The 14,137-nt window shown below is 39.0% G+C and carries 18 protein-coding genes; 13 read left to right on the top strand and 5 right to left on the bottom strand.

Features of this window, described 5'->3' with window-relative positions; all coding sequences use genetic code 11:
* The first annotated feature begins 3 nt into the window (after positions 1–3).
* Together I4641_RS23760 and I4641_RS04765 are read left to right on the top strand one after the other, a co-directional pair.
* Positions 4–138 carry a hypothetical protein gene (locus I4641_RS23760; protein ID WP_263858141.1) on the top strand — a complete coding sequence of 45 codons (135 nt, stop codon included), beginning with the start codon at positions 4–6 and terminating at the stop codon, positions 136–138.
* A 95-nt stretch (positions 139–233) separates the two neighbouring features.
* Positions 234–2,318: a M3 family metallopeptidase gene (locus I4641_RS04765; protein ID WP_229639325.1), complete on the top strand. Its 2,085-nt coding sequence runs from the start codon at positions 234–236 to the stop codon at positions 2,316–2,318.
* Between the two features lie 318 nt (positions 2,319–2,636).
* Here I4641_RS04765 and I4641_RS04760 read toward each other — a convergent pair whose 3' ends face one another.
* From I4641_RS04760 to I4641_RS04750, 3 genes are all read right to left on the bottom strand, one after another.
* On the bottom strand, positions 2,637–4,016 hold the full coding sequence (locus tag I4641_RS04760) for a CHAT domain-containing protein (RefSeq protein WP_229639324.1): 1,380 nt from the start codon (positions 4,014–4,016) through the stop codon (positions 2,637–2,639).
* A gap of 118 nt (positions 4,017–4,134) precedes the next feature.
* Positions 4,135–5,121, bottom strand: a complete 987-nt coding sequence (locus tag I4641_RS04755) for a CBS domain-containing protein (protein WP_229639323.1) — start codon at positions 5,119–5,121, stop codon at positions 4,135–4,137.
* Between the two features lie 255 nt (positions 5,122–5,376).
* On the bottom strand, positions 5,377–5,739 hold the full coding sequence (locus I4641_RS04750) for a recombinase family protein (protein WP_229639322.1): 363 nt from the start codon (positions 5,737–5,739) through the stop codon (positions 5,377–5,379).
* An 88-nt stretch (positions 5,740–5,827) separates the two neighbouring features.
* Between I4641_RS04750 and I4641_RS04745 the strand changes: the two genes are divergently transcribed.
* From I4641_RS04745 to ctpC, 6 genes are all read left to right on the top strand, one after another.
* On the top strand, positions 5,828–6,127 hold the full coding sequence (locus I4641_RS04745; protein WP_229639321.1) for a 2Fe-2S iron-sulfur cluster-binding protein: 300 nt from the start codon (positions 5,828–5,830) through the stop codon (positions 6,125–6,127).
* 62 nt (positions 6,128–6,189) lie between these two features.
* Positions 6,190–6,525: a thioredoxin gene (gene trxA / locus I4641_RS04740; RefSeq protein WP_229639320.1), complete on the top strand. Its 336-nt coding sequence runs from the start codon at positions 6,190–6,192 to the stop codon at positions 6,523–6,525.
* Between the two features lie 88 nt (positions 6,526–6,613).
* Entirely contained in the window at positions 6,614–6,904 is a 291-nt protein-coding gene (locus I4641_RS04735) for a hypothetical protein (protein ID WP_229639319.1), read from the top strand.
* A gap of 70 nt (positions 6,905–6,974) precedes the next feature.
* Entirely contained in the window at positions 6,975–7,589 is a 615-nt protein-coding gene (locus tag I4641_RS04730; protein WP_229639318.1) for a CBS domain-containing protein, read from the top strand.
* Positions 7,590–7,638: 49 nt separating this feature from the next.
* Entirely contained in the window at positions 7,639–8,091 is a 453-nt protein-coding gene (locus I4641_RS04725) for a CBS domain-containing protein (protein WP_229639317.1), read from the top strand.
* Positions 8,092–8,296: 205 nt separating this feature from the next.
* Positions 8,297–9,592: a carboxyl-terminal processing protease CtpC gene (gene ctpC / locus I4641_RS04720; protein ID WP_229639316.1), complete on the top strand. Its 1,296-nt coding sequence runs from the start codon at positions 8,297–8,299 to the stop codon at positions 9,590–9,592.
* Here ctpC and I4641_RS04715 read toward each other — a convergent pair whose 3' ends face one another.
* Positions 9,593–9,790, bottom strand: a complete 198-nt coding sequence (locus I4641_RS04715; RefSeq protein ID WP_229639315.1) for a hypothetical protein — start codon at positions 9,788–9,790, stop codon at positions 9,593–9,595.
* A gap of 82 nt (positions 9,791–9,872) precedes the next feature.
* On the bottom strand, positions 9,873–9,989 hold the full coding sequence (locus tag I4641_RS04710; RefSeq protein WP_229639314.1) for a photosystem II reaction center protein I: 117 nt from the start codon (positions 9,987–9,989) through the stop codon (positions 9,873–9,875).
* Between the two features lie 307 nt (positions 9,990–10,296).
* Here I4641_RS04710 and gcvT point away from each other — a divergent pair, with 307 nt between their 5' ends.
* From gcvT to I4641_RS04685, 5 genes are all read left to right on the top strand, one after another.
* Positions 10,297–11,415: a glycine cleavage system aminomethyltransferase GcvT gene (gene gcvT, locus I4641_RS04705; protein WP_229639313.1), complete on the top strand. Its 1,119-nt coding sequence runs from the start codon at positions 10,297–10,299 to the stop codon at positions 11,413–11,415.
* A 105-nt stretch (positions 11,416–11,520) separates the two neighbouring features.
* Positions 11,521–12,273 (top strand): DUF3747 domain-containing protein, encoded by a 753-nt coding sequence (locus I4641_RS04700; protein ID WP_229639312.1) that lies wholly within the window; start codon positions 11,521–11,523, stop codon positions 12,271–12,273.
* A 127-nt stretch (positions 12,274–12,400) separates the two neighbouring features.
* Positions 12,401–13,060 (top strand): YdcF family protein, encoded by a 660-nt coding sequence (locus tag I4641_RS04695; RefSeq protein ID WP_229639311.1) that lies wholly within the window; start codon positions 12,401–12,403, stop codon positions 13,058–13,060.
* 62 nt (positions 13,061–13,122) lie between these two features.
* The gene (locus I4641_RS04690; RefSeq protein ID WP_229639310.1) at positions 13,123–13,431 is read left to right on the top strand and encodes a YbbN family protein; all 309 of its coding nucleotides are present in this window, start codon (positions 13,123–13,125) and stop codon (positions 13,429–13,431) included.
* A gap of 48 nt (positions 13,432–13,479) precedes the next feature.
* Positions 13,480–14,070, top strand: coding sequence for a hypothetical protein (locus I4641_RS04685; RefSeq protein WP_229639309.1), 591 nt, complete (start codon positions 13,480–13,482; stop codon positions 14,068–14,070).
* Positions 14,071–14,137 lie beyond the last annotated feature (67 nt).

Raw genomic sequence — 14,137 nt, 5'->3', positions numbered from 1 at the left:
ATTATGGATAACGATTTAATTCCTTTTTTAGCAGGAGTGGGTTTTTTGATTCTCTACTTGATTTTCTCCGCAGCAACGGAAATGGGAACGAAATTACCCCGAAAAAAATCTGTAGAAGAGAACTCTAGTTCAGACTAAAATTTCGGTAATCCCAACCTGATTGCTACTGTCATGCAACTACTCAAAGCGTTAATGTAAATAAATATAAATATAATCCCCAGACATCTATTTACATGACAGACGCAGCTATTACCAAAAATTGTTTATTAATTGGCAAGGGATTGCCACCCTTTAACGAAATCGAGGCGGAACAAGTTGTTCCTGCAATGACGCAACTATTAAAAGAGTTATCAGAGGAAGTTACGAAACTAGAGAAAAATGTAACTTCTACTTGGTCTGGTTTAGTTGAACCCTTGACAGCTATTGAAGAGCGTTTGGGCTGGAGTTGGGGGATTGTGGGACATTTGATGGGAGTTAAAAACAGTTCTCAGTTGCGTGAAGCTTATGAGAAAATGCAGCCAGAGGTTATCAAGTTTTATACTAAGCTAAGTCAAAGCAAGCCTTTATACGAAGCCTTTAAAGGAATTAAAGATGGTGCAGAGTGGGATAAATTAGAAACATCTCAAAAACGGATTGTCGAATCTTCTATCAAAGATTTTGAACTGTCTGGGGTTGGCTTAGAAGGGGAAACTAAAGAGAGATTTAATCAGATCCAATTGGAGTCTGGGGAATTGTCGACGAAGTTTTCTAATAATGTTTTAGATGCCACAAAAGCATTTAAACTAAAGCTTACCGACAAAAAAGACGTAGAAGGTTTACCTCCCTCTGCTTTAGGTTTGATGGCTCAAACTGCCAAAGCTGAAGGCAATGAAGATGCTACACCTGAGAATGGTCCTTGGGTAGTTACTTTGGATTATCCTAGTTATGTTCCCTACATGAAGTATGCAACTAACAGGGAATTAAGAGAGAAGCTATACAAAGCCTTTGTTTCTCGCGCTTCTGATGGCGAATTTGATAATCGCGGTAATATCGATCGCATTTTGGCATTGAGAAAGGAAACAGCTAATATTCTTGGTTTTGCTAACTTTGCCGAATTAAGTCTCGCGAAGAAAATGGCGACGGATGTGGATGCAGTGCAGAATCTACAGGAAGATTTGCGCGTAGCTAGTTACGATGCAGCAGTCCAAGAGTTTGAAGAGTTAAAATCCTTTGCAGGGCAAAGTGATCTGAAAAATTGGGATACTAGTTATTGGGCAGAAAAGCAACGGGAAGCAAAATTTGACTTTAATGAAGAGGAATTACGTCCTTACTTCTCTTTACCTAAAGTATTAGACGGTTTATTCGGTTTGGCTAACCGCATCTTCGATGTCACTATTACTGCTGCTGATGGCGAAGCACCAATATGGCATGAGGATGTACGTTACTTTAAGATAGCCGACGAAACTGGAAATGCGATCGCTTTTTTCTACCTCGATCCTTATTCTCGCCCTGCTGAAAAACGGGGAGGTGCGTGGATGAACGACTGTATTGGTCGCGCTAAAATAAACCTTGATGGTAAAACCGAAACTCGTTTGCCTGTAGCTTATCTAACCTGTAACCAAACTCCCCCCGTAGACGATAAGCCTAGCTTGATGACATTTAACGAAGTAACTACTCTTTTCCACGAATTCGGTCACGGCTTACAACATATGTTGACTACTATTGACTATGTTGGTGCATCGGGCATTAACAACGTGGAATGGGATGCGGTAGAATTACCAAGTCAATTTATGGAAAACTGGTGTTACGATCGCCCTACTCTTTTCGGCATGGCAAAACACTACGAAACTGGCGAAACTCTCCCTGAAGAATACTATCAAAAATTAGTAGCTGCCAAAAACTATATGAGTGGATCAGCTATGCTGCGCCAGTTACACTTTGGTATGTTAGATATGGAACTCCATTCTAATTATGAGCCAGGAGGAGACGAAACTCCTAACGATGTTCGCAATCGTTTGGCAGAGACTACTACGGTGATTCCTCCTATTCCTGAAGACAATTTCTTGTGTGCTTTCGGACATATTTTTGCTGGAGGATATGCAGCAGGATACTATAGCTATAAGTGGGCAGAAGTTTTGAGTGCGGATGCTTTTGCTGCTTTTGAGGAAGTCGGATTGGAAGACGAAGACGCAGTTAAATCTGTCGGTAAGAAATTTAAAGATACCGTACTATCTCTTGGTGGTAGTTTGCACCCGATGGAAGTATTTAAGTCTTTTCGAGGTAGAGAACCAAATACAGAACCATTGTTAAGACACAGTGGTTTGGTCAAAACTGCTTAAATACTCTCCAAAGCGATTTTGGGTAATTAAATTCCATCATTCTCCAATAGGATTTTAATCTATTGGGGATTTTTTTTGAATTAAAGAAGAGCAGTATTGTTTTAAGCAATTAAATATATTCTAGTTCAGCCAAGTCCCGTATAAATCTAGAAGATATATTCATTTTGCTTGCATCCTGCTCCTCGACAAAATTGACCGTAATATCTAGAGGAAAAATTCTGATACTGGTCTAAGTCTTACTTCCTGTTCCAGGTAAGTTTTTATGTATAAATGAGAATTTTGTAATATTTGTTTATATTTTTCTTGGTTATGATGTAATTACCAAGGATTGCCGATAATCGTAAATCCCGCCCAATAAAAAGGGTGGTTAAAGTTTTGTAATTCTGCCCTGGCGGTATTTGAGGGTAAATCGACTTCTATTGCCGAACCTCGAACTTTAGTCCCTTCGACATATACCTTTTGCTGCAACATACTCAATTGAGCTTTTCTCAAAGCTTCTGCTTTGATGGGAGTCGATCTCAATTCCTGATAGAATTCACTCATCAAAACAACCGTTCCCGCGTCGCTAATCGTCCAGAGGCTAGCCAAGGCTGATTTAACTCCTGATTGCATGGCTAACCCCGCAAAACCAAATTCTGCATCTTTATTACCCAAAGCAGTTTCACAAGCACTCAAAACCAACAGATCTACTTGGGGTAAATCTAATTCTAAATTAGTAAGTTGGTCTAAGCTTAACTTACGATCGTCAAATTGAATATAAGAATTTTCGGGGGATCCTGAATCAAACAATGAGTGGGAGGCGATATGAATAATATCAAAACTTCCTGACTGATGGGCTTGTTTAAGATTGGCAACGGTAAAATCTTGATTGAGTATTTTTTCTCCCGACCATAATTTTGGCACAATAGTATCCAACTCGATCTCTACTCCTGGTAAGGATGGCAGATCGTCAAACTCTGACGCACCTGTGGCTAAAACTTTTTTATCGGTTCGGGGTTGATAACTAGTATCGGTCAAACTAAATGCAGGTATACGAGCGATGTTATATTTTTCAACCACAAACTTTTCTCCGTCGTGTAGTGCAGAAAAGGGTAAAGATCGCAAAGTAGTCCCAGTACAAAGTAATACTGTATCGATCCCTTCTGCTGCTAAATAAGGATCTAACGGTTTAAACAGCCAGTTATAAATCAATCTTGCAGGAGGCAGATATTTAAGAGAATTGCGATCGCCAATTCCCGCTTCTAAATCCCTAATCCTTTGGGTTAATCTTTTGCGAGTAGCACCTCGCACTTGTTTAACGACAAATTGATTGTTGGGAGTAACCAACATTAACTGTAAAAAATCATCATTAGGTATCGCCCAAATTACCGCAGGATTGATTTTAGATCTTTCTTTAACGTCCGTTAATTGCCGAGCAATTTTTTTTGCCGATCTCGAACTATGAGAAAAATTGCGGTCAAAATACTGTTCGTAATCTGCTTCCCATTTGGTTTCTAATTTGTCGAGAGTATCGGAAAATTCTGCTAAATCTACTAATTCTGCTTCGGGTTCGTTATTAGATTCATTAGCAGATATTGTCTGAGAATTTAAGGGGCTAACATTGGTGAAGATGATTGCGATCGCAACTAAGATCGAGATTAGCCAATACATATAGCTGTGCCATATTCCTTCGATACTTTTCAACAGTTGATAAAACATAATGCTTAAGGATAAATTTGATCTAGTCTTAATCTAGTCTTAAATTAATCGGTTACTATCTAGTTAAGGATCTAAAATAGCTCATTTTGAATTAACGGTTACTTAAATTATCCTGAGTCTATCTTTCAATTTCTTTTTGCTCGACCAAAGCCAATAATTCCGCTTTTTCTCTTTCTAACTGTTGCACCGTACTTTGCAAAGTTTCGATGACACCATACATTTCCATCGGATCGAAAATCCGCAAAATACTAGTTTGAGTTACAATTCCCAAACCTTGTCCCCAATTCCAAGAAACAACCAAACGTCTTACTTTACGACGCTGCATTTCTTGATTTGCCATTAATAAAGAATCTTCAGGGCTGAGTAAAAACAAAGGTGTACTCATTACTTGTCCTGCTTCCAAGTTATCTAATCTGGCTTGCAAAAACTTAAACTGTAAAATATCTCTTTCGGTAATAATTCCTACGGGAATCAGAATATTTTCGGCTTCGTCTACTTCCACAATCACAATACAACTAACTCTATTTTCTGTCATTAACCGCGCGATATCCAGTACTGTGGCATTGATAGGTGCGTGGATGACATTTTTACTCATTACATCAGCTACCCGCCTTAATTTGAGCAAATTTGCTGGTCGCATTGCTTGGCGGATCGTTCCTGGAGAAATTACTCCCAGTAGGCAATTTGACTCGTCAACGAGGGGCAAATGGCGAATGCGATAGCGTCGGAACAAAAACAAAGCTGCAAATATATCTTTAAAGTTACTCTTTGAAAGAATAACTACTGGGCGAGTCATTACTTCTGCCACTGTTACATCTTCAAAACTTAATTCTCGGGCGGTCAACTTAACGATATCTCGCTCTGTCAAAATGCCTAATAGCTTAGACTCTTCCATGACTAAGACGCATCCAGAACGACTTTTTTGAGAGTGAGAAAAATCTAATTCTGCACTTTTGTCTCCCATCCCACAACTAACTCCAACCGCTCGACCCATAAGAGCGATCGCCTGTACCAAAGAAATATCTGGAGTAACGATTAAAGGTTCTCGATCTATCGCTGTTTCTAAGTCTGGAGAAGCAAAATCAAGGTGGTTATTAGATTCCATAAAGCGATCTTTGAAATTATTTGATTCAACCCTCTCAATTAAACAGATTTGGCTTTAATTAAATTTTTTTTAAGATCTACTGAGACTTCCAGCAGATAACGATCGCTATATCTCCCAAAACTATTCGACAGATGTAACAAAAAATAACTTTTATTCACTGTCATACCTAAATCTTGACTAGTTTAAGGTTATCATGATTACGGATGTTACGAATCGAGAGCCAAGAGCCAACAAACAAGAGCCATGCAACTTACTTTAGGTTGTTCCGTTCGAGGGGGATTGAGGGATGTCACTAGTGTGGTCGGTTTTGCCATAAAGACGGTCTAAAACGCGCTTAATGGATATTCTACGCCATTGTTGACCTCGCTTGGTTTTATAACCATTGCCGTTTAACCAATCAGCAATCTGTTGAAGAGATTTACCAGATTTATGATGGCGACGAATTAATTCAATAATTTCCTGTTCTTGAGAATTGGTAACTAGTTCTCCATCTACTGCCTTTTGACCGAAAGCAGGAGAACCGTAACCAGCATAGCCTCCTAGGGCGGCTTTGGCTTTTCTCCCTCGTTCTAATTTATGCCAAATTGCATTTTCGGCGTTGGATTTTTCCGCGCTCATAAAACAACTGAATGAAAAATAAAGAATCTCGTATTCGTAAGTCTATCAATAAAAGTTTTATCTTCCAATAATTAACAAAATCAAAATTATGACAACTTACAAAGTAACTTTAGTTAACGAAGCAGAGGGATTAAATCAAACTATTGAAGTGGCAGACGACCAATATATTTTCGATGCTGCCGAAGATAACGACCTGGAGTTACCTGTTTCTTGTCGTTCAGGTTCTTGTTCCAGTTGTGCGGGAAAAATTCTTGAAGGAACTGTAGATCAATCAGATCAAGCATTTCTTGATGACGAACAATTAGAACAAGGATTTGTTTTAACTTGCGTTGCATATCCCACTTCTGACTGCAAAATTATGACTCATCAAGAAGACGAACTCTACTAAGCGAATAATTAAAAACAATAACAAAGACCTCTACCAAAACTATTTAAGAAAAGGATAATTTTATGACTTCTACGACCAAAGCAAACTTTATTAACTCCGAGCAATTAGAAGAATTAATCGCTAATAACAAACTAGTCTTAGTAGACTATACGGCAACTTGGTGTGGTCCTTGTAAAGTAGTCGCGCCCCTAATGGATCGCCTAGCTACAGAATACGGCGATCGCTCTACGGTAGTCAAAGTGGATATCGATGAAAATCGCGACTCCGCCAAAAAGTATGGCATTAGGAGCATTCCCGCTGTAATGGTATTTAGAGATGGAGAAGTGATCGAAAATCTTTTTGGTTCGCAACCTTACGAAATCTACAGCAATATTTTGGAAACTCAAATCAGACTTTAAAGTTTGTCAGCCTATTAGAGATACTGTCAGAATTGTAGCAATTGTCTCTATTTCTTTAGATCGATAAATTTGTCGAAAAAATCCAGTTATGAATCGAACTTATACTGTCCGATGCCCTGATTGCGGACACTTGGCAATACGTAGCCACCTCAAAAGGAGAGTCGAACCAAAAAGCGAGGGTGCGATCGACGAAACTATGGCAACAGAATGCCCTAGTTGTGACTATTTATTAGTTACCTGTTCTGTGAGTGGCAAAGTACTTGACGCTCACTCTTCTACCACATCAGTCATTGCCAGAAAACAACCAATCGACGACCATCCTTCGATTTCCCCTAGAGTCGGATCGGCAATTTCTTGGTCTATAAGGCGATCCGCATAGAAATAGAGCATATAGTCAAATTTAACCTTAGTTAGCCAATTTTATCTAAATTTTCAGGAGATTCCAATAAATGCTGTTAGCCAAAGATATTATGACCCCTAATGTAATTACAATTAGTGGTTCGGCAACGGTAGCAGAAGCCGTAAAAATAATGAAAGACAAAGGTTTGCGAGCTTTGGTTGTAGACCGCCGTAGCGATAGCGATCCCTATGGAATCGTGACCGAAACCGATATTGTCTACAAAATAGCAGCATTCGGACACGACCCCAAAAAAATGCGGGTATACGAAATCATGACCAAACCCTGCATCACAGTCAATCCCGATTTAGGAGTTGAATATGTAGCTCGTTTGTTTGCCAATACTCGCATTCGTCGCGCTCCCGTGATTGAAGGCAAATTACAGGGAATTATCTCTGTCAGTGACATCCTCAAAAAAGGCGATTTCGTCGAAAAACCCAAGCAGTTATATATTGAAGACAGATTAGATGTAGCCAGAGAGGAGGCTCGTGCTGTCTGCGCTGCGAAGGGTGCAACCTCCCCTGAATGTGCTGCTGCTTGGGATGAAGTAGAAGAATTACAGGCCGCTGCTGCGGATAAACGTCAGTCTGAAAAAAAACCTAGTTCTTTAGAAGCATATTGCGCTGAAAATCCCGATGCTAGAGAATGTCGGATTTATGAAGACTAGTTTCGATCGTGTTTAATCTAACGAAATTGTAATTGAAGAAGATATCAAGATGATGCAAGCTCAAGAAATAATGACCAAAGATGTTGTTACCATTAGCGGCTCTTCAACGGTCGCAGAAGCCGTGAAAATTATGAAGGATCAAGGTTTGCGAGCTTTGATTGTAGAGCGTAGAAGCGATGGCGATCCCTATGGAATAGTGACCGAAACCGATATTGTCTACAAGATAGCAGCATTCGGACACGACCCCAAAAAAATGCGGGTGTACGAAATCATGACCAAACCCTGCATTACAGTTAACCCCGATTTAGGAGTTGAATATGTAGCTCGTTTGTTTGCCAATACTCGCATTCGTCGCGCTCCTGTAGTTAAAGGTCAATTATTAGGCGTTATTTCTATTAGCGACATTCTTAACAAAAGTGATTTTGTTGAAAAGCCTAAAAGTGAGTTTGAACTATATTGCGAAGACAATCCCAGTGCCTTAGAAGCAAGAATTTATGATTGATAAAATGTATGATTAATAAATAGTTAAAGATTTAGGTAAGTTGTAAAAGTTGTTAGTAAATCCCAACAAAGCTGATCGACATCGAGTTTATGCTTATCGTTGAGCTATCCCCAATCAAAAAAGTCATTTGTGGTAGATTAGACTTTAACTATAAGAATCTGTTGTTGTAGATCGCTCTTGCTACATTTATTATATTTTTAAGCTTATGGTAACGAAAAAGAAAGGACTGCTTCTGGGAACAACTGCTGTGGCACTATCAACAGTAGCCGTTACTGGAGCGGGGATTCACCTGTCCCAAAGTCAAGCTTTAATTCAAAGTGGCCCCAAAGAAACAGTAGATGAAGTTTGGCAAATTATCAACCATCAATATGTTGATACTAGTTTTAATCACAACGATTGGCTCAAAATTCGCCAAGAATTTGTCAAAGATGCTTCTTATGAAAATCAAGAAGATGCCTACAAAGCAATTCGCGATATGCTGGGTAAGCTAGAAGATCCTTATACAAGGTTCATGAACCCAGAAGAGTTTCAGAATATGAGGATCGACACTTCAGGAGAATTAACTGGAGTAGGTATTCAAATTGCTAAAGATGAAGAGACAGACAGACTGATCGTCATTTCTCCTATTGAAGACACTCCCGCATCTTCAGTGGGGATTTTGGCTCAAGATTTGATTGTCAAAATAGACGGCACTGACACTACAGGAATGGATGTAAATGATGCTGTCAAATTGATTAGAGGAGAAAGAGGTAGCAAAGTTACTCTCACCATTGATCGCAATGGCAAAGAAAGCGATTATGAAATTGTTCGAGAAAAAATTGAAATTCACCCCGTTCGCGCCCAAGTCAGAGACACGGAACTAGGGAAGATAGGTTATATTCGCCTGACTACTTTTAACGAATATGCTGCTAGAGATATGCAGAATGCGATCGAAGCCCAAGAAAAAGAAGGGGTAGTAGCCTACGTGATGGATCTGCGTTCCAATCCTGGCGGTTTGCTTTATTCTAGTATTAATATTGCTCGGATGTGGCTAGATGAAGGAACGATTGTATCTACCGTTGATCGTAAAGGAATTAGCGACAAAGAATCTGCTAAAAACAAAGCTTTGACTGACAAGCCTTTGGTCGTACTAGTTAACGAAGGTTCGGCTAGTGCTAGTGAAATACTTTCCGGTGCTTTGAAAGATAACAAACGAGCAACTTTGTTGGGGACAAAAACCTTTGGTAAGGGTTTAGTGCAGTCAGTTCGTCCTTTAGGAGATGGTTCGGGATTGGCCGTAACTATTGCTAAATATCTTACTCCCAACGGTACGGATATTAATAAAGAAGGCATTCCCCCCGATATTTTAGTTGAATTAGATGAAGAACAGCTAAAAGAACTGTATGGTGGCGATCGCTCTAAGTTGGGAACGGAAGCAGATCCTCAATTTGCTAAAGCACTCGAAATACTGACAGAAGAAGTTCGAGCATACCAAAATTCTGAACCTCAAGCAGCAAAGTAATTATTTCGGTTGGCATTTTCCCCCGCGAATCAAGCCAATTTTTTTAGCAATTGCCTCTTGCTCATTGTTAAACGAACCCCATTGAGATTTGTGGTCTGATTTCTCTGGGGTTTTTGCTCGTTCCCAGTCTGACTCGACTACTTCACAAGTTCCGTCTTCTTGCCTAACCACATACCAAAAACTTTTATTATTACTCATGATTTTTAGATAAAAAAAAGAAGCTTTAAGTGATTAGAGCTTCTCGTTATTTGTATATCGATCTAATTTTGAATGAAAAGTATTATTCAGAATCGCTACGACCAGGATTACGAGCGGGATCGCTTGATAGGAAACCAAAGATGAAGATGCCGATAAAGAAAAATACAGTAATATAAACAGCAATTTTGAGAGTAGCCATTTTAATTTTCTCCTAATAAGTCTAAAAAAAAAGTTGACAAGTAAATTGATTGAATTATTTATGAATGTTTTTGTTACGGAATTGAACTAACTAAAAATATTATTAGTAAAAGGTCTACTTAAAAGGCGATCGCACTTTTGGCAGACTAAGCAAAATTCTCGACAAAAGACTTTACGTAATTATTAAATCATACCCGAATAAATACCTTACCATAATTCGATTTCTCTTTTGTAACTCCCAAGGGATTAGTCTTAAGCGGTAGGCTATAAGTTATAAGCCAATTAAATGTAGATATTTTTAACCAGACATGGCAGATAATCAATCGTCAAATTTGTTACGCACTCCTTTGTTTGAACTAGCTCAGTCTCAAAAAGCTAGATTTACAGCTTTTTCTGGCTGGGAAATGCCCGTACAATATCAGGGATTGAAGTTAGAACATCAAGCAGTGCGATCCCACGTAGGCATGTTTGATATTTCTCACATGGGAAAATTTACTTTTGAGGGTCAAGGTTTAATTGATGCCTGGCAAACTTTAGTACCTTCGGATTTAAGTCGTCTCAAGCCTGGAGAAGCGATGTATACCGTGTTGCTCAACGCCGAGGGAGGAATTATTGACGATATTATTTTTTATCTTTCCTCGGCAACACAAAGCGAGCAAAAAGCAGTCGTTATTGTTAATGCAGGTACTACAGATAAAGACAAAAATTGGATTTTAAGCCACTTGCAAGACAGTTCTATAGTAATGAAAGATATTTCTAGAGAACAAGCTCTAATTGCCCTTCAAGGTTCTCAGGCTGCAACTGTTCTTCAGACTTTAGTCAAAGAAGATCTTAGTAAGATGAAAGCTTTCCGCCATCAAACTGTAGATGTTAATGGAGAACCAGCATTTATTGCTCGTACGGGCTATACAGGAGAAGATGGCTTTGAAATCATGCTTGCTCCCGAAGCAGCAAGAGAATTATGGCAATCTTTGTTATCGGCGGGGGTTATTCCCTGTGGGCTGGGGGCGAGAGATACTCTCCGCCTAGAAGCAGCAATGAGTCTCTACGGACAAGATATCGATGAGACAACAACACCTTTAGAAGCTAGTTTGGGTTGGGTAGTTCATCTCCAGGATAAAGGAGATTTTATCGGACGCGAATCACTAGAGTCACAAAAAGCATCGGGAATCAAACGCCGTTTGGTGGGAATAGAAATGTCAGGAAGACATATTGCTCGCCATGGTTATAGAGTGATGTATGAAGGGAAAACAGTAGGAGAGGTGACTAGCGGTACTTTAGCACCGACGATAGAAAAAGCGATCGCTTTGGCATATGTTGCGAAGGATTTGAGTAAGGTAGGACAAGCTTTAGAGATCGAAATTCGCGGCAAAACCCATCCCGCAACAGTGGTGAAAAAACCTTTTTATCGCTCTCCTCATCAATAACTCAGCATTAGTTAATTAATCGTTCATTAATGGTGCATAAACATTAGACTTGTGGCGTATTCAGAAAGTAACAACTTAAACAAAATAATATAGAGGCTTTCTGATATGAAATCTAATAATCGCATCCAATCATTATTCTTAGCTTTATCCGCGATCGCAACTACTGCTATAATCACCGCACCTCAAGCTAAGGCAGTTTCTTTTCAAGAGCAAAAGGTTAGTCAAAATGATTTTGCTGTAGTCGCAGTACCCTTTGGCTATCAAGAGCATCGACTAGAAATAATCGAGCAAATCTCTGGTAAAAAGCAATGTTGGCAAGAATCTGGTTCTGCTCCTGTCAAATTAGATTTGTTATTGCTAGATTTCGACCATACCAATAGCTGTCGTCGTATTATCAACACCAATGGTTATACTCTCCGTCTTAATGGTCGAGATGAAAGAGTTGCTCACGTGGTTAAAATTGTTCCCAACAACAATGAGCTACAATTGGTGGCGTTTCATAAAGATCCTTCCCAGCCCAGCATCGTTATCGGCAAAACTAATGGCTTAAGCGATGGTGCAATGAAGATGATTCTCAATCCTGGCTGGGAAATTACCAAAAGAGTTCACGAAGGAGAAGTAATTGACCATCTCTACTTAAGTGGCAAATCTGGTTTAAATACCTATTCTGCTAATCCTAATACCATTTCCACCACTGCTTCTACCCCAATAACTCCTTCTAAACCCAATAATACTCAACCCAATAATACTCAACCTAATACTTTGGCTAATAGTGTCGACCAAATTTATAACAACATCGTTAGTCCTTTCTTACGAGATTTATCTCAAGCAAATACTAACAATCAACCCCGTCAATAAAGTAATGAGGAATCAAAAAAACAATAACAACTATAAGTGGATATGGCGATCGCTATATCTACTTTTTTTCTCTTAAAGTAAGAATTTAGAATATTGCATCATCATAAAATGATAGAGCTTGAACAATATGCCAAGAAAAAAAATAAAACTGTGGGGCTTAATATCATATAAACCTCGATGGGGATTAAATATTCGAGGTTGGTTGGGGATTTTTTTGGCGATCGCTTTTTTATTTTGGTTAGTTATATTCAAGTTAGAACCTTTTTTAGCATATTCTGCACCAGTAAAAGCAGAAATTTTGGTTGTAGAAGGATGGATCGGTGATGAAGGTATTATCGGTGCGATCGACGAATTTGAACGCAATCCTTACCAGCTAATAATCACTGCGGGCGCACCTTTTGGCAGAGGAGAATATTTATCGGAATATCGAGATTTTGCCCATCTTTCCTGGGCGACTATGGTAAGTTTGGGTTTAGATCCTGCCCAGATACAACCTATATTTACTCCCCAAGTGATACGCGATCGCACTTTAACTTCAGCAGGTGCAGTTAAACAATGGCTCGATCGCAGTCAATTAAATCCTCAAGCCATCAATGTCTATACCGTAGATGTACACAGCCGTCGTACTTGGTTCCTTTACAAGCAAGTATTTGAACCAGAAGTATCTGTCGGTATAATTTCTCATCCCCCTTTAGATTACGATCCCGAAGTTTGGTGGGCTTCTAGCGAAGGTTTTCGGAAAATATTCTCTGAAGCAATTGCTTATATTTATGCTAAATTTCTCTGAAGATCGAGAGGTAATTAGCCAATCGATTCTACAATTCGATCGATGGAATTTAGGTATCAACTATGACTCAAGCTCTTGTTAAATTTTCTTCTGAAGACTGCGGTGTCTGTCATAAAATGTCTTTTTATGATGCCAAGGTAGCAAAGGAACTAGATTTAGAATTTATTGATGTAAAAATGCAGGATACTGCCACGTATCGTAAGTATCGCCAGATTTTAATGGCACAATATCCTGATAAAAAAGAGATGGGATGGCCTACTTATATCCTTTGTGAATCTCCTGAAGGAGATTTTAAAATCTTGGGAGAAGTCAAAGGCGGACACCCTAAAGGAGAATTTCGCAGTCGCTTACAAGCAATTTTGTCGAACTAAAATCTAGTTTACTTCTTCTTTGTTCCTTATTCCTTATTCTTCAATCAAATGTCAATTATTGAAATCGTCGATAGTCTTCCTACAGATAATATTACAGTTAAAGTTCTCAAAACTATCAGCACTTTTATTCCTGGTAAGTGGGAAAATTTAGTCGGTTTCGACAATACAATTACCGCCATTACTGGTGTGATTTCCCCTCAAGAAATCGATAAAATTCGCGATCGCGCCGTGGCTTTGTACGATGATAAAAAACAAGGTTATCAAACTGCTATTTGGCTATATCGTACCGTAGACAATACCGATAAGGCGATCGCAGCAGCTGCGATCGCTGATAAACTGGGCGATAAGTTTCGTTTTATTCCTTTTTTAGATAAAATTACTCCCAAAGCAGATTCGATACAGAGCGTCGATCTCAGGATTAAATTAGTAGCAGAATTAATTATTTTTAGTAAGCTTAACGGTTTATCTCTCAATCCAGTACAGTTTGCTTCCAGCCTCAAAGACAACTATCAAAAAGAAGCTTTGCTACGCATGGTAGCTTTAGTCTGTATTGATGGTATTTTGCCTCTTGGAGTTAATTTCGTTGATAAAGTTAAAACTGATTTGGAACAAAGAGACAATCTTCCCTCTAGTCATTAAATAGGGGTAATAGACATACTACCCCCTTGGGGATAGTTGACATCAAAACCGTGATTTTAGCCTTAAC

Origin of the sequence: Waterburya agarophytonicola KI4, assembly GCF_020640915.1 — a bacterium.
GTDB lineage: Bacteria > Cyanobacteriota > Cyanobacteriia > Cyanobacteriales > Xenococcaceae > Waterburya > Waterburya agarophytonicola.
This window is presented reverse-complemented; position numbering and strand designations above follow the sequence as displayed.